Annotated in this window: 12 protein-coding genes; 7 read left to right on the top strand and 5 right to left on the bottom strand. The window is 61.2% G+C overall.

Annotated features, from left to right (window positions below; genetic code table 11):
* Positions 1 to 120: 120 nt before the first annotated feature.
* Both xdhC and guaD read left to right on the top strand, forming a co-directional pair.
* Positions 121 to 978 carry a xanthine dehydrogenase accessory protein XdhC gene (gene xdhC, locus BXA01_RS25005; RefSeq protein WP_076566925.1) on the top strand — a complete coding sequence of 286 codons (858 nt, stop codon included), beginning with the start codon at positions 121 to 123 and terminating at the stop codon, positions 976 to 978.
* Between the two features lie 13 nt (positions 979 to 991).
* Positions 992 to 2,296: a guanine deaminase gene (gene guaD, locus BXA01_RS25000; RefSeq protein ID WP_076566923.1), complete on the top strand. Its 1,305-nt coding sequence runs from the start codon at positions 992 to 994 to the stop codon at positions 2,294 to 2,296.
* A 249-nt stretch (positions 2,297 to 2,545) separates the two neighbouring features.
* On the opposite strand, the gene BXA01_RS24995 is transcribed toward guaD, so the two are convergent.
* Positions 2,546 to 3,310, bottom strand: coding sequence for a GntR family transcriptional regulator (locus BXA01_RS24995; protein ID WP_076566921.1), 765 nt, complete (start codon positions 3,308 to 3,310; stop codon positions 2,546 to 2,548).
* Positions 3,311 to 3,583: 273 nt separating this feature from the next.
* On the opposite strand from BXA01_RS24995, the gene BXA01_RS24990 reads away from it, so the two are divergent.
* Positions 3,584 to 4,774 (top strand): benzoate/H(+) symporter BenE family transporter, encoded by a 1,191-nt coding sequence (locus BXA01_RS24990; RefSeq protein ID WP_076566919.1) that lies wholly within the window; start codon positions 3,584 to 3,586, stop codon positions 4,772 to 4,774.
* Positions 4,775 to 4,936: 162 nt separating this feature from the next.
* Here the strand turns inward: BXA01_RS24990 and BXA01_RS24985 are convergent, their stop codons facing one another.
* Positions 4,937 to 5,281, bottom strand: coding sequence for a YggL family protein (locus BXA01_RS24985; protein ID WP_003223308.1), 345 nt, complete (start codon positions 5,279 to 5,281; stop codon positions 4,937 to 4,939).
* Between the two features lie 234 nt (positions 5,282 to 5,515).
* On the opposite strand from BXA01_RS24985, the gene dacB reads away from it, so the two are divergent.
* Positions 5,516 to 6,976 carry a D-alanyl-D-alanine carboxypeptidase/D-alanyl-D-alanine endopeptidase gene (gene dacB, locus BXA01_RS24980; RefSeq protein ID WP_076566917.1) on the top strand — a complete coding sequence of 487 codons (1,461 nt, stop codon included), beginning with the start codon at positions 5,516 to 5,518 and terminating at the stop codon, positions 6,974 to 6,976.
* A 145-nt stretch (positions 6,977 to 7,121) separates the two neighbouring features.
* Here the strand turns inward: dacB and BXA01_RS24975 are convergent, their stop codons facing one another.
* On the bottom strand, positions 7,122 to 9,506 hold the full coding sequence (locus BXA01_RS24975) for a sensor domain-containing diguanylate cyclase (RefSeq protein WP_076566914.1): 2,385 nt from the start codon (positions 9,504 to 9,506) through the stop codon (positions 7,122 to 7,124).
* 144 nt (positions 9,507 to 9,650) lie between these two features.
* Positions 9,651 to 11,921 (bottom strand): bifunctional 23S rRNA (guanine(2069)-N(7))-methyltransferase RlmK/23S rRNA (guanine(2445)-N(2))-methyltransferase RlmL, encoded by a 2,271-nt coding sequence (gene rlmKL, locus BXA01_RS24970; RefSeq protein ID WP_076566912.1) that lies wholly within the window; start codon positions 11,919 to 11,921, stop codon positions 9,651 to 9,653.
* 530 nt (positions 11,922 to 12,451) lie between these two features.
* Here rlmKL and rmf point away from each other — a divergent pair.
* Positions 12,452 to 12,667, top strand: coding sequence for a ribosome modulation factor (gene rmf, locus BXA01_RS24960; RefSeq protein ID WP_003223300.1), 216 nt, complete (start codon positions 12,452 to 12,454; stop codon positions 12,665 to 12,667).
* 298 nt (positions 12,668 to 12,965) lie between these two features.
* Here rmf and BXA01_RS24955 read toward each other — a convergent pair whose 3' ends face one another.
* Positions 12,966 to 13,985: a quinone-dependent dihydroorotate dehydrogenase gene (locus BXA01_RS24955; RefSeq protein WP_076566910.1), complete on the bottom strand. Its 1,020-nt coding sequence runs from the start codon at positions 13,983 to 13,985 to the stop codon at positions 12,966 to 12,968.
* A gap of 218 nt (positions 13,986 to 14,203) precedes the next feature.
* Between BXA01_RS24955 and BXA01_RS24950 the strand changes: the two genes are divergently transcribed.
* Positions 14,204 to 15,415, top strand: coding sequence for a CmpA/NrtA family ABC transporter substrate-binding protein (locus tag BXA01_RS24950; protein WP_076566907.1), 1,212 nt, complete (start codon positions 14,204 to 14,206; stop codon positions 15,413 to 15,415).
* 15 nt (positions 15,416 to 15,430) lie between these two features.
* A complete protein-coding gene (locus BXA01_RS24945) occupies positions 15,431 to 16,006 on the top strand; it encodes an ANTAR domain-containing response regulator (protein WP_007916390.1) in 576 nt (191 codons plus the stop codon).
* The last annotated feature ends 239 nt before the right edge of the window (positions 16,007 to 16,245 follow it).

Below are 16,245 nucleotides of genomic sequence, written 5' to 3'. Positions count from 1 at the left end.
TTCCCATGCTCTGCGTGGGAATGCAGCCCGCGACGCTCTGCGTCGCATCCTGAACAGCGGACGCGGAGCGTCCAGTGATGCATTCCCACGCAGAGCGTGGGAACGATCTGAGAGGTGTGTATGTACAACTGGATCGACGCCCTCGCCGACCTGCAGAATCAGGGCGAGCCCTGTGTGCTGGTGACGATCATCGAAGAACTCGGTTCGACGCCACGCAACGCCGGCTCGAAAATGGTCGTCAGTGCCGACCGCCTGTTCGACACCATTGGTGGCGGGCATCTGGAATTCAAAGCCATGCAGATCGCCCGCGAGATGCTCGCCAGCGGTAAGCAGGACACCCATTTGGAGCGTTTCAGCCTCGGCGCCAGTCTCGGCCAGTGCTGCGGTGGCGCTACGGTGTTGCTGTTCGAACCGATGGGCCAGGTGCAGGCGCAGATTGCCGTGTTCGGTGCCGGCCATGTCGGCCGCGCGCTGGTGCCATTGCTCGCCAGCCTGCCCTGCCGGGTGCGCTGGATCGATTCACGGGAAGAGGAATTCCCCCAACAGATCCCCCACGGCGTGCGTAAAATCGTCGCCGAAGAGCCTGTGGATGAGATCGACGACCTGCCCGCCGGCAGCTATTGCATCGTCATGACCCACAACCATCAGCTGGACCTGGAACTCACCGCCGCGATCCTCAAGCGCAACGACTTTGCCTGGTTCGGCCTGATCGGCTCGAAAACCAAACGTGCCAAATTCGAACACCGCCTGCGCGATCGTGGTTTCGACCCGAGCGTGGTGCAGCGCATGCGCTGCCCGATGGGCATCGGCGAAGTCAAAGGCAAACTGCCTGTGGAAATCGCCATCTCCATCGCCGGCGAAATCATCGCCACCTACAACGCCAACTTCGGCCAGCACAGCGCCCGCGCCGAACCGATTGCCCGACTGCTGCCCGCTTCGCGCCGCAGTCAGGCCGCCAAACTCAAAGCCTCAAACTGATTAGAGAACCCTCATGCCTCTGACTCGCAAAGCCTACCGCGCCGCCATCCTGCACAGCATCGCCGACCCTGCCGAAGTCGGCATCGAAGCCTCTTATGAATATTTCGAGGACGGCCTGCTGGTGGTCGGCGACGGCAAGATCAGTGCCCTCGGCCATGCCAGCGAACTGCTGCCAACCCTGCCGGCAGATATCGAGATCAACCATTATCAGGATGCGCTGATCACCCCCGGCTTTATCGACACGCACATTCACCTGCCGCAAACCGGCATGGTCGGCTCCTATGGCGAGCAACTGCTCGACTGGCTGAACACCTACACCTTCCCCTGCGAAAGCCAGTTTGGCGACAAGGCCCACGCCGACGAAGTGGCGGATATTTTCATCAAGGAACTGCTGCGCAACGGCACCACCACGGCGCTGGTGTTCGGCAGCGTGCATCCGCAATCAGTGAATTCGTTTTTCGAAGCCGCTGAAAAGCTCGACCTGCGCATGATCGCCGGCAAGGTGATGATGGACCGTAATGCCCCGGACTATCTGGTCGATACCGCCGAATCCAGCTACGTCGACAGCAAGGCGCTGATCGAGCGCTGGCACGGCAAGGGCCGCTTGCACTATGCGGTGACGCCGCGCTTCGCCCCAACCAGCACCCCGGAACAACTGACCCTGGCCGGGCAACTGCTGACGGAATACCCGGATCTGTACATGCAGACCCACATCAGCGAAAACCTCAAGGAAATCGAGTGGGTCAAAGAGCTGTTCCCGGAGCGCAAGGGTTACCTCGACGTCTACGATCATTACCAGTTGCTCGGCGAACGCTCGGTGTTCGCCCACGGCGTGCACCTGTGTGACGAAGAATGCGCGCGACTGGCGGAAACCGGCTCGGCAATCTCGTTCTGCCCGACCTCGAACCTGTTCCTCGGCAGCGGCCTGTTCAACCTGCCGATGGCGGAAAAGCACAAGCTCAATGTCGGCCTCGGCACCGACGTCGGCGGCGGTACCAGTTTCTCCCTGCTGCAAACCCTCAACGAAGCCTACAAGGTCATGCAACTGCAGGGCGCGCGGTTGAGCCCGTTTAAGTCGCTGTATCTGGCGACCCTCGGGGGTGCGCGGGCGCTGCGCCTGGAAGACAAGATCGGTAACCTGCAACCGGGCTCCGATGCCGACTTCCTCGTGCTGAATTACAACGCCACGCCGCTGCTGAGCTATCGCTTGAAGCAGTCCAATAACATTGCCGAGACGCTGTTTGTGTTGATGACCTTGGGCGATGACCGGACGGTGCAGCAGACTTACGCTGCGGGGACGCTGGTTCATCAGCGCTAACCTCTTCGCACTGATCGTTCCCACGCTCTGCGTGGGAATGCAGCCCGTGACGCTCCGCGTCACTGGACGCGGAGCGTCCCTAGAGGCGTTCCCACGCAGAGCGTGGGAACGATCATCCCCGGTGGTGTTTACCACGGAGGATTTTTGTTGCCGGTCAGATTGTCTTCGCGAGCAGGCTCGCTCCCACCTTTGAAATGCATTCCTCTGTGGGAGCGAGCCTGCTCGCGAAAGCCGCGACTCGGTTTCAGCTTAGAGCTTGGCCGCTGGACGCCCCGGCTTCTTGGTCTGCAACAAATGCGAGAACACCGCATGCAGATCATCCGACGCGCCTTCCTCGTCGAGGTTGAGCTTGCTGTCGATGTGATCCATGTGATGCATCATCAAGTTCACCGCCAGTTCACCGTCACGCTTTTCGATGGCATCGATCAGCTGCGTGTGTTCGTCGTACGAGCAATGCGAGCGGTTGCCGCTTTCGTACTGGGCGATGATCAATGAAGTCTGCGACACCAGGCTGCGCTGGAAGCTGATCAACGGAGCGTTCATCGCCGCTTCGGCAAGTTTCAAGTGGAATTCGCCCGACAGGCGGATACCAGCACCGCGATCGCCACGGGAGAAGCTGTCGCGCTCGTCGTTGACCATCTGCCGCAATTCGGCGATCTGCTCGGCGGTGGCGTGTTGCACGGCCAGCTCTGTGATCGCGCGTTCGACCAGACGCCGGGCGAGGAACACTTGACGCGCTTCTTCAACACTCGGGCTGGCGACAACGGCGCCACGATTCGGCCGCAACAGCACCACGCCTTCATGGGCCAGACGCGACAGCGCGCGGCGAATGATGATGCGGCTGACCCCGAAGATTTCCCCCAGCGCTTCTTCGCTCAGCTTGGTGCCGGGCGCCAGGCGCTGTTCGAGGATGGCCTCGAAGATATGCGCGTAGACAATATCGTCCTGGGTTCCGCTGCGGCCGGCTTTGCCTGCTCGCGGTTGTTTCTTGAGGGGTTGCAACTGTTCGTTCATGGGCACTCGAGTCGGGAAAACTGCGGCGAATAGACCGTGACTGTAATACGGCACAGTAGGTCGCTGGCAAGTATCGCGTAAAAAACAGCGCGATTGTACACAATGAATGGTGGCAACACGACTGTACGGCTGTTTGCGCCTGCGGCTGTATTGCAACGGTTTGTCAGGTTTGAGTTTAGGCTTGATCGCAGAATCCGCTGCATGACCGCAATCCTCCCACAGAGGTTCTGTGTTGTGGCGGACATCTCCATTGCTATAAGGAACACCGCCGTCATGACCGACGCCACCCACGCTCGCCTGCGCCCTCTGGCCGACACTTCGCCTTCCGCCATCGTCGCCGGTTTCATCGCGATGATGACCGGCTACACCAGTTCGCTGGTGCTGATGTTCCAGGCCGGGCAAGCCGCCGGCCTGAGCAGCGGGCAGATTTCCTCGTGGATCTGGGCGATTTCTATCGGCATGGCGGTGTGTTCGATCGGCCTGTCGCTGCGCTATCGCACGCCGATCACCATCGCCTGGTCGACACCCGGCGCGGCGTTGCTGATCACCAGCCTGGGCGGTGTCAGTTATGGCGAGGCAATCGGCGCCTATGTCACCTGCGCGGTGCTGGTGACGATCTGCGGCCTGACCGGCAGCTTCGAACGGTTGGTGAAAAAGATCCCGGCCTCTCTGGCGGCGGCCTTGCTGGCAGGGATTCTGTTCAAGATCGGCAGCGAAATCTTCGTCGCCGCGCAACACCGTACCGGTCTGGTGCTGGGGATGTTCTTCACCTATCTGCTGGTCAAGCGCCTGTCGCCACGCTATGCCGTGCTCGCGGCGCTGCTGATCGGCACCGCGCTATCGGGCTTCATGGGGCTGCTGGATTTCAGCGGCTTTCATCTGGAAGTGGCCACCCCGGTGTGGACCACGCCGCACTTCTCCCTGGCCGCGACCATCAGCATCGGCATTCCGCTGTTCGTGGTGGCGATGACCTCGCAGAACATGCCCGGCATCGCCGTGCTGCGTGCCGATGGCTACAACGTCCCGGCCTCGCCACTGATCACCACCACCGGCATTGCCTCACTGCTGCTGGCGCCGTTCGGCTCCCACGGCATCAACCTCGCAGCAATCAGCGCGGCAATCTGCACCGGGCCACACGCCCATGAAGATCGCAACAAGCGTTACACCGCAGCGGTGTGGTGCGGGGTGTTCTACGGGATTGCCGGGGTGTTCGGTGCCACGTTGGCGGCGTTGTTTGCGGCGTTGCCGAAAGAACTGGTGCTGTCGATTGCCGCGCTGGCGTTGTTCGGCTCGATCATCAATGGCTTGAGCATCGCCATGAGCGAGGTGAAGGAGCGTGAGGCGGCGTTGATCACGTTTATGGTCACGGCGTCGGGGTTGACGCTGTTTTCCATTGGTTCGGCGTTTTGGGGGATTGTTGCGGGGGTTTTGACGCTGGTGATTTTGAACTGGAACAAGCGTTGACGGTATAAAAGCTTCGCGAGCAGGCTCGCTCCCACAGGTAAGTCGAGTCGCTCAGGTGAATCGTGTGGGAGCGAGCCTGCTCGCGAATGCGTCCTGCAGGACGACAAACCTGGCAGGCAGGCATAAAAAAACGGCGACCCGAAGGTCGCCGTTTTTTCAGTATCACTTGGCCGCGTTGATCGGCTTTTCCGGATACCACACGTCCAGCAGCGGGCTAACGGTCATACCGGTCAGTTCGCTACGGTTTTTCAGCCAGGCTTCAACGGCAGCGCGCTGCTCTTCGTTGACCGAGCCACGCTTCTGCAGGCATACCAGACCGAAGTCGTCGCCGCCAACATAACCCAGACCGTTGGCTTCCATGGCTTCTTTGATGAATGCTTCGAGGAAAGCGTCAATGGCTTCTTCGGACAAGTCTTCTTTGAAGTCCAGGTTCAGTTCGAAACCCAGCTCTTGAAATTCATCTACGCACAGTTTTTTGCGCAGACGCTGGGAACGGTTAGTCGCCATTGGAACAATCCTCTTAAGTAATAACGGCCGGCACTTTACCAGTTTAAGCCAGCGATTGCCCGACTCTCTGGTCGCTGCGGCCGACCGCCTGTAAAAAAATAACCACTTGGCCGGCCCCGACACGGCACAAGCCGTTACAGCTTGGGGCATAATGCCGACACTTTCATGACCACTGAGGGCCTTTTCATCCATGTCCTCGTCTTTTTTCCCCTCTTTTGCAGGGTTTTATTGCATATGATCAAATCGTTGCGTCCACTGTTTCTCGCCGGCCTTCTTCTGCCTCTGGCCCTGCCTGTCTCCGCTGCCACCATCAACACTTCCCTCACCCCGAACGTCGAAAAAGCCCTCAAGGCCAGCAAGCTGCAGCCCACTGCGCTGTCGCTGGTGATGGTGCCGCTCGACGGTCCGGGCACGCCGACGGTGTTCAACGCCGACGTCTCAGTCAATCCGGCCTCGACGATGAAACTGGTCACCACTTACGCGGCGCTGGAAATGCTCGGCCCCAACCATCAGTGGAAAACCGAGTTCTACACCGATGGCACCCTGAGCGGCGGCATTCTCAACGGCAACCTTTACCTCAAGGGCGGCGGTGACCCGAAGCTGAACATGGAGAAACTCTGGCTGTTGATGCGCGACCTGCGCGCCAATGGCGTGACCCAGATTACCGGCGACCTGATCCTCGACCGCAACTTCTTCGTGCAGCCGCAATTGCCGGAATTCAACGATGACGGCAACGACGACAACAAGCCATTCCTGGTCAAACCCGACTCGCTGCTGGTCAACCTCAAGGCCCTGCGCTTCGTCGCGCGCAATGACGGTGGCCGCGTACTGATTTCGGTTGAGCCGCCGATTGCCAGCATCCGCATCGAAAACACCGTCAAGGCGCTGCCGTCCAAGCAATGCACCGGCGGCGTGCGCTACAACCCGGTGCCGCAAGCCGATGGCAGCGTGACCGTAACCGTCGGCGGCCAGTTGGGCGAAGGCTGCAGCTCGCAGACTTACCTGTCGCTGCTCGACCACGCGACCTACACGGCTGGCGCCGTCCGCGCGATCTGGAAGGAACTGGGTGGCAGCATCCAGGGCAAGGATCGTCTGGCGCCAACGCCGAGCGGCGCCAAACTGCTCGCCCGCGCGTACTCGCCGGATCTGGCCGAGATCATCCGCGACATCAACAAATACAGTAACAACACCATGGCCCAGCAGCTGTTCCTCAGCCTTGGCCAGCGTTTCCGCAACGATGCCGACGGTGATGACGCGCGGGCCGCGCAGCGCGTGGTGCGGCAGTGGCTGGCGAAGAAAGGCATCACCGCGCCGCATCTGGTGATGGAGAATGGCTCTGGTTTGTCGCGGGCCGAGCGGGTCAGCGCGCGTGAGATGGCCAACATGCTGCAAGCCGCTTGGCACAGTCCGTACGCCGCCGAGTACATTAGCTCGCTGCCGATTGCCGGTACCGACGGCACCATGCGCAAACGCCTGAAAACCACGGCGATGCGCGGTGAGGCGCACGTCAAGACCGGCACCCTGAATACCGTACGCGCGATCGCCGGCTTCAGCCGTGATGTGAATGGCAATACCTGGGCGGTGGTGGCAATCCTCAACGACAAGGCCCCGTTCGGCGCCTCGTCGGTGCTCGATCAGGTGCTGCTGGATCTGTACAAACAGCCGAAACTGCCGCAGACCGCTTCGGTGCTGTAACGCAATCCAAGCCACACCACAAAACCCTGTGGGAGCTGGCTTGCCAGCGATAGCGGACTGTCAGTCACCGAATATGCTGACTGGAATAACCCTATCGCTGGCAAGCCAGCTCCCACAGGTTTGTGGTGTATCGAGCATCAGCGGCTCAGCTCATCTCCCGCTCAACCCGATCCCGGCCATTCTGCTTCGCTGCATAAACCCCTGAGTCGGCGCGTAGCAACAGCGCATCCGCGCCCTCTCCCGGGCGCCAACTGGCTATGCCGAAACTGGCGGTGACTACGCCGACCACGTCCACCGGCGCGCCGCGCAAACCTTCCCACAACTCCCTCGCCAGCATGTAGGCGTGTTCGCCGTCGATGTCCGGGCACAGCACCATGAACTCTTCGCCGCCCAGACGGCAGAACACGTCGGTGCGGCGCAGGCGATGGCCGATCCGCTCGCAGACTGCTTGCAGCACGCGGTCGCCGACGGCGTGGCCGAACTGATCGTTGATGCGTTTGAAGTGGTCGATGTCGAGCATGATCACCGACAACTCACCGCCGCCACGCTCGACCCGGGCCATTTCGGTGGTCAGGCGTTCCTGGAAATAGCGGCGGTTGTGAATGCCAGTCAGCGAATCGGTGATCGACAACGCGCGCAATTCTTCTTCAACGCGCTTGAGATCGGAAATGTCCGAGATATAACCGTGCCACAGCACCCCGCCGCCCGGCAGTTCTTCAGGCGTCGCCTCGCCGCGTACCCAACGCAGACCGCGTTCAGGCAGTTGCACGCGGTATTCCTCCCGCCACGGGCTGAGGTTTTCCGCCGATTCGCGGATTGAGCTGCGCACGCGAATTGCATCCTGCGGGTGGATTCGACTGAAAATCGCCTCGGCGTCGAACAGCAGCGCATCCGGTTCCAGCTCGTAGATCTCGCGAATGCCGTCGCTGGCGTAGATCACGCTGAAGCGTCCGTCGAATTCCATTTTGAATTGGTAAATGCCGCCCGGAACATGGGCGCTGAGCTTCTTTAGCAGAATGTCCCGCGCCGCCAGCACTTCGTGCACGCGCTTGCGTTCGGTGATGTCAATGCAGATCGCCAGATGACCGACCCACAGGCCTTGCTCGTCAAGCACCGGGGTGGCGAGCATGTTCACCGGCAGATGACTGCCATCGCTGCGTACCAGGGTCCATTCGCGTGCTTCATGACCGCCGACTTCGCCGCCCTCGACCAGCATCGCGTGGCAGGTCGGAATGCTTTTGCCGTAGCGCGCACTCAACTCGGCCGAACGCGCCGCCAGCTCGCGAGGCAAATGCAGGTTCTCCAGGGTCATGCGTCCGACGACTTCGGCGCTGCTGTAGCCGAGCATTTGCTCGGCGCCGGGATTGAAAGTGTTGATCACCCCGCGCAGGTCGGTGGCAATGATCGCGACCTGAGTGGCGGCATTCAGCACGCCGCGCAGTTGACCGTGGGTGCCGCGCAACTCCTGCTCGCGCTCATGCAGTTCCTGGGTGCGCACCTCGACCAGGCGCACCGCGCGCTGGCGCTGGCTGACCAGCACGTAAAGCAAGGCGCTGAGCAGTGCGCTGAGCAAGCCGCCCAGAATGATCACGCTGCCCACCGACGAATGGTTGGCTTGCATGAACGCTTCGCTCGGCAGGATATCGACCTGATAGTCGTGATCGGCCATGCGTAGCAAGCGCGTCGCCGCCAGATCGCCGGGCACCGCCTCGTTGGTCGATTCGAACAGCGCCTCGTGCTGACCTTGGGTCGAAAGGTCGAGAATGCGCACCGACAGATAATCGTGCAGGGCATCGGGCAGTCCGTCGGCGAGCAACTGGCGCATGCTGATCACCGCCATCACATAGCCGAACGGCTGCGATTCTCCGGCGCGACTGACCGGCGCCAGTAGCAACACCCCACGCGCGTAGGACGGCTCAATCCCGACCAGGTGCATCGGTTGCGACACCGCCATGCTGCCGAGCTGGTCGGCGCGTTGCAGGGTTTCGCGGCGCAAGGGTTGGGCGAGCAAGTCGTAGCCCAGCGGTGGCGCCAATCGGCTTTGGGTCTGGGTGTACAGCACCGGCACGTACTCCTCGCGCGGCGCCGCCAGCTGCAGCTCGCCCTTGGCGTCCAGTTCGCGAATGGTGAAATTGCTCAGGCCCTCATCACGCACCTGCTGTTCGAACGCGGCTCGCTCAGCACCGCGGACTCTCGGCGCGAAGGTATAGGCCTGGGTGCGCAGCAATAAAGGGCGGGAGTAGCCGTCGAATTCGGCGCGGGACACAGATTCGGAGTTGGCGAAGAACCGCCGCAGACCATCGAGACGTTGCTCCTGATCCTGAAAACGTTCGGCGATGCGGCTGTAGCGTTCGTTGGCCAGCAGTTGGAAACGCTGACGCGATTGTTGCTGAAACTGGTTGAAGGTGCCCCATGCGAGCAGCCCGGTGAGAATCCCGCCGGCAAGCAACACCAGCAAAGCGACCAGCCAGGCTGAGACGTCTTCACTGATGAAACCGAGGATTTTCGGGCGCACGGGGTGCAACGGCATAAGCACGACTCACTCCGCCAGATTTGCGGGAAAACCCCATTGGCGGTGTGTGAGTTATAGCTATTAGCCACTAATTTAGCTAGCACCGCTGGATCCACCGAGCCGTTAAAAATCAAGGCTCTGTGGATCCAACCAGTTAAAGCGTCAACGAGCCGTGATTTTCCAGGCGCGGTGGATCTTGGTATTGCGGGCGAAATCCGGATCAATGGTCTGCGCACTGATTTCCTCGACCGCATAACGCTCGGCGAGGTTTTCCTCCGACTGGAACTTGCGGAAGTTGTTGGAGAAATACAACACGCCACCCGGTGCCAGCCGCGCCATCGCCAAGTCGATCAACTGCACCTGATCGCGCTGCACATCGAAGATGCCTTCCATGCGCTTGGAGTTGGAGAAGGTCGGCGGGTCGATGAAGATCAGGTCGTATTCGTCGCGGCTGCTTTCCAGCCACGCCATCACATCGCCCTGCTCCAGACGGTTCTTGTCCGAGAAACCGTTCAACGAAAGGTTACGCCGCGCCCAGTCCAGATAGGTTTTCGACAGGTCGACGCTGGTGGTGCTGCGCGCGCCGCCCTTGGCCGCGTGCACGCTGGCGGTCGCGGTGTAGCAGAACAGATTGAGGAAGCGTTTGCCGGCCGCCTCTTTCTGGATACGCATGCGCATCGGCCGGTGATCGAGGAACAGGCCGGTGTCGAGGTAGTCGGTGAGGTTGACCAGCAACTTCACCCCGCCTTCATTGACCTCGACGAACTTGCCCTGGGCCGCCTGACGCTCGTACTGCTTGGTGCCGCTCTGCCGCTCGCGGCGCTTGACCACTACGCGGTTCTTGTCGACGTTCAACGCCTGCGGGATGGCCGCCAAAGCGTCGAACATGCGCGCCGAGGCTTTTTCCGGGTCGATGGATTTCGGCGCGGCGTATTCCTGAACGTGCACCCAGTCGTGGTACAGGTCGATGGCCATTGCGTATTCGGGCATGTCGGCATCATAGACGCGGTAGCAATCGATGCCTTCGCGCTTGACCCACTTGCCCATCGCCTTGAGATTTTTCTGCAAGCGATTGGCAAACATCTGCCCGCCTTCGCTCAGGCGCGGTTGTTCGATCACTGGCGCCGGGGCCGGCGTCGGCTTGATCGGGTTGCCGTTCTTGTTGAACTTGCGCTCTTGCGGCTCGTCCGGGGTCTGATCGTAAGCCGCTTGCTCGCGCTCGGCCTGGCGCTGTTCCGGAGTGCGGCGTTCGCCAGTGACGAACTGATCGGGCAGGACCTTGATCAGCAGCAGCTTGCACGGCAGCGCGCCGTTCCAGAACGAATACTGTTTATGGCTGCGAATGCCCATGCGCTTGCCCAGATCCGGGGCGCCGGTGAACACCGCCGCTTCCCAGTTCAGGCAGGCCTGACGCAGACGCTCACCGAGGTTCTGATAGAGATACAGCAGGCTGGCTTCGTCACCGAGACGCTCGCCGTACGGCGGGTTGCAGATCACCAGGCCTTTCTGGTTCTGGTCCGGGCGCGGCTCGAAGGTCGCCACTTCGCCCTGGTAGATCTTGATCCACTCGCTGAGGCCGGCGCGCTCAACGTTATTGCGGCCTGGCTGAATCAGTCGTGGATCGGCTTCATAACCACGAATCCACAGCGGCGGTTTGGCCAGACCGGCAGCGGCACGCTCGACGGCTTCTTCGTGGAGTTTTTTCCACAGCGCCGGCACGTGACCGAGCCACGCGGTAAAACCCCACTGCTCGCGGCGCAGGTTCGGCGCCATGTCGGCGGCGATCATCCCCGCTTCGACGAGGAACGTACCGACACCGCACATCGGGTCAGCCAGTGCGCCACCTTCGGCGGCAATGCGCGGCCAGCCGGAACGGATGAGGATTGCCGCCGCGAGGTTTTCCTTCAGCGGCGCCGCGCCCTGCTGCAAGCGATAGCCGCGCTGGTGCAGGCTGTGGCCGGACAGGTCGAGGGACAGAATCGCTTCGCCGCGATCCAGACGCAGGTGAATGCGCAGGTCCGGGTTGAGTTTGTCGATGGATGGACGATCGCCCTGCGGCGTGCGCAGTTTGTCGACGATGGCGTCTTTGACTTTCAGCGCGCCGAAGTGGGTGTTGTCGATGCCCGAGCCGTGGCCGCTGAATTCAACGGCCAGGGTGCCGTCGCTGAGCATGTGATCCTGCCAGTCGATGTCGAGCACGCCGTGGTAGAGGTCTTCGGCGTCCTTCATCGGGAAACGCTTGAGCACCAGCAACACACGGTTGGCCAGACGCGACCAGAGGCACAGGCGATAGGCGGTTTCCATGGTCGCCATGCCACGCACGGCGGAGGTGTGCTCGCGCGCTTCTTCAAGGCCAAGCCCGACGGCTTCCTCGATGAGCAGGCCTTCAAGGCCTTTGGGGCAAGTGAGGAAGAGTTCGAAACGATCGGACATGGTAATTCCAGAGCCTTTGGCTAGTGGGCCGGCAACGCATTGCCGACCCGGTTTTCAATCAGGCGCTTTTCTGAAAGAGCGCCCGCGTGGCACGAAGGTGTGCCGTTCCATCCCCGCTGCTCGGGTTAAAAGAGCTTAGATGCCGGGACAGATAAAAAAGTTGGTGCAACAAAAAGACTGAAAGCGACCCTTCGTCGAATATTACCCAAGCGCAAACGTGGGTCATTCTCACTAAAGGATTAACCCCCTGAGTCAGCGGGGCGCCGATCATACCGGGGTTTGCGCAATGAACGTTGAATAAATACGCGGTTACTTATCGCCATAGCATCCTTTACGTTACGTGCTTATGACAAAACGATCATTCCCTCTGTGTGACTCATTGGTTAGAACTGAGCACAGGTTGACGTCGCAACGGCGTCAACACCTTGGCTCGCCACGCCGGCAGCGAGCCGCACGATGGCAGGTTTTTTCTGCCAGACCTCAATTGAGGTCAACGCGACACTACAGTCAACAAGTGAGGGAAACACCCTATGAGAAGACTTAAGCGTGATCCGTTGGAAAGAGCATTTTTGCGCGGATATCAATATGGCGTTGGTGGCAAATCCCGTGAGCTTTGCCCATTTACTCTACCGTCGGTACGTCAAGCCTGGATCAACGGCTGGCGAGAAGGACGCGGCGACAACTGGGACGGTATGACCGGCACTGCGGGAATCCACAGACTCAACGAACTTCACGCCGTCGGCTGACACAGGGCATTTATTCCGACACGACAATCTGAATTTGCATTGAATTAACCACGCACGTCCTTCCCGGACGGCGGGCTACGGCCCAGGGGCTCCTTCGAGGAGCCCTTTTTAATGCCTGCAAAAAGGGTTAACCGGGATCCACGTGGCGAGGGGATTTATCCCCGCTCGGCTGCGCAGCAGTCGCGAAGTCCGAACTTCAATCTACCTGGCATATCACTGTGCAAGGTTTGGGGCTGCTGAGCAGCCCAGCGGGGATAAATCCCCTCGCCACAAAGGCTCCCCAAGGCCTCGGCAATCCTCAGCGCAACGCGGCGATGGCGTCTACCGATTCACGAATCAGCGCCGGGCCTTTGTAGATGAAGCCCGAATAGATCTGCACCAGGCTTGCACCGGCCGTGATCTTCTCCGCCGCGTGTTTGCCCTCGGTAATCCCGCCCGCGGCAATGATCGGCAAGCGTCCGGCCAATTCGCCCGCCAGCACTTTCACGGTATGGGTGCTCTTCTCACGCACCGGCGCACCCGACAGACCGCCCGCCTCGTCGCCATGCTCCATGCCTTCGACGCCGACACGGCTCAAAGTCGTATTGGTGGCGATCACCGCGTCCATGCCGGTTTCGATCAACGCCTGGGCAACCTGCGCAATTTCTTCGTCGGTCATGTCCGGCGCGATCTTGATCGCCAGCGGCACATGCTTGCCGTGACGCAGGGCCAGTTCTGCGCGACGGGTGGCCAGATCAGCGAGCAATTGCTTGAGCGAATCACCGAACTGCAGGCTGCGCAGGCCCGGGGTGTTTGGCGAGCTGACGTTGACGGTGACGTAGCTGGCGTGGGCGTAAACCTTGTCCAGGCAGATCAGGTAATCGTCGACCGCACGCTCGACCGGGGTGTCGAAGTTCTTGCCGATGTTGATGCCCAGCACGCCTTGGTATTTTGCCGCAGCGACCCGCGCCAGCAGGTTATCCACACCGAGGTTGTTGAAGCCCATACGGTTGATGATCGCCTCGGCTTCCGGCAGGCGGAAGATCCGTGGTTTCGGGTTACCCGGCTGCGGACGCGGGGTAACGGTGCCGATTTCGACAAAACCGAAACCCAGTTGCGCAAAGCCGTCGATGGCCGCGCCGTTCTTGTCCAGACCTGCCGCCAGCCCCACCGGGTTCGGGAACTCCAGCCCCATGACGGTCACCGGCATTTTCGCCGGCGCCTTGCACAGCAAACCGTTGAGGCCCAAACGTCCACCCGCGCCGATCAGATCCAGCGACAGATCGTGGGAGGTTTCCGGGGAAAGTTTGAACAACAGCTGACGGGCCAGGGTGTACATGGGCGGCAATGACTCGGGCGGCGAAAAGAGGCGGCGATTATAGCCGGGCATCGTCCCCCGGCGCGAGGCGCCTGCGCGAATCAGGCGACTGGCATATGCCTTGCACCACCCCGCTCATCAGTCTGCCGACCAATGACGGCGCGCAGGCCAGGACAATGGCGTCGTCCCCGGGTTTTGCCTGCGCAGAATCCGGGACGACGTTTTTTTTGAGGTAGCGTATGAACGAAACGTCCTTGGGGCCTCTGGCCTGGGTCAATGGCAGCGATGCGCCGGAAAAGAGCGCGATCAATCTCGGCTTCATGGCGCTGAGCGACTGCGCCTCGGTGGTGGTCGCCGCCACCCAGGGCTTCGCCCAGCCCTACGGCCTGACCCTGAACCTCAAGCGTCAGGCGTCATGGGCCAACCTGCGCGACAAACTGGTCAGCGGCGAACTGGATGCCGCGCACAGTCTGTACGGGCTGATTTATGCGGTGCACCTGGGCATCGGCGGCGTCGCCCCGACCGACATGGCGGTGCTGATGGGCCTGAACCAGAATGGCCAGAGCCTGAACCTGTCCCATGGCTTGCAACAGGCTGGCGTGAACAGTCCTGAAGCGCTCGATCGGCATGTGCACCAAAGCCGCGCAAAACTGACCTTCGCCCAGACCTTCCCCTCCGGCACCCATGCGATGTGGCTTTATTACTGGCTGGCGAGCCAGGGCATTCATCCGTTGCAGGACGTCGACAGCGTGGTGGTGCCGCCGCCGCAAATGGTCGCGCACCTGCAAGCCGGGCGCATCGACGGTTTTTGCGTCGGCGAACCGTGGGCGGCGAGCGCCGTGCAGCAGAATCTCGGTTTCACCCTGGCGACCAGCCAGAGCATCTGGCCCGACCACCCGGAAAAAGTCCTCGGTTGCACCCGCGAATTCGTCGAGCAATACCCCAACACCGCGCGGGCGCTGGTCATGGCCATTCTTGAGGCCAGCCGCTTCATCGAAGAAAGCCCGGAAAACCGCCGCAGCACCGCGCAATTGCTCAGCGCCACCGAATACCTCGACACCCCCGCCGCCTGCATCGAGCCGCGTTTCATGGGGGATTACGCCGACGGCCTCGGCAATCGCTGGCAGGACCCGCATGCGCTGCGTTTTCATGGCGATGGCGAGGTCAATCTGCCGTACCTCTCCGACGGCATGTGGTTCATGACCCAGTTTCGTCGCTGGGGTCTGTTGCGCGAGGATCCGGATTATCTGGCCGTCGCCCGCCAGGTTCAGCGTCTGGATCTGTACCGCGAGGCCGCCAGCGCTGTCGGTGTTGCGGCTTCGCACGCCGACCTGCGCAGCAGCCAGTTGCTCGACGGCAAGGTCTGGGACGGCAACGACCCGGCGGGCTATGCGCGCAGTTTCAAGCTGCATGCCCTGAGCGACGCCGCCCCGCTTTTCGCCCAGCGCTGACAGGAGACCGCGAACATGTTGCGCATTCTGCTGATCAACGACACCGCGAAAAAAGTCGGACGCCTGAAAGCGGCGCTGACCGAGGCCGGCTTCGAGGTAATCGACGAGTCCGGCCTGACCATCGACCTGCCGGCGCGCGTCGAAACGGTGCGCCCGGACGTGATCCTGATCGATACCGAGTCACCGAGCCGCGATGTCATGGAGCAAGTAGTGCTGGTCAGCCGCGACCAGCCCCGGCCGATCGTGATGTTTACCGACGAACATGACCCGGGGGTGATGCGTCAGGCGATCAAGTCCGGGGTCAGTGCCTACATCGTCGAAGGCATTCACGCACAACGGTTGCAGCCGATTCTCGACGTGGCGATGGCGCGCTTCGAGAGTGACCAGGCCTTGCGCGCGCAATTGCAGGCGCGCGATCAGCAACTGGCCGAGCGCAAGCGCATTGAGCTGGCCAAGGGTTTATTGATGAAGATGAAGGATTGCAACGAGGAAGAGGCCTATACGCTGATGCGCCGCCAGGCCATGAGCCGCCAGCAGAAGCTGATTCAAGTGGCGGAGCAGATCATTGCCATGAGTGAATTGCTGGGCTGAATGATCGTTCCCACGCGCAGCAAAGGAATGCATCCCGTGACGCTCTGCGTCACTTCGCAAGAGCGGACGCGGAGCGTCCATGGCGGCATTCCCACGCGGAGCATGGGAACGATCTGATCCTCCTGTAGAAGCTGACAAGTGCAACGAGGCTGCGATCTTTTCAAGCCTTGGCACAAATCTCGCTAAGTAAACCGCACAGGTAACCAACGGCGGTTGCCCCACCTACGACAAAGACGTCG

Source organism: Pseudomonas sp. B10, from assembly GCF_900156235.1.
Taxonomy (GTDB): domain Bacteria; phylum Pseudomonadota; class Gammaproteobacteria; order Pseudomonadales; family Pseudomonadaceae; genus Aquipseudomonas; species Aquipseudomonas siliginis.
The sequence above is the reverse complement of the archived record's forward strand: the minus strand, read 5'-3'. Positions and strand labels throughout refer to the sequence as shown.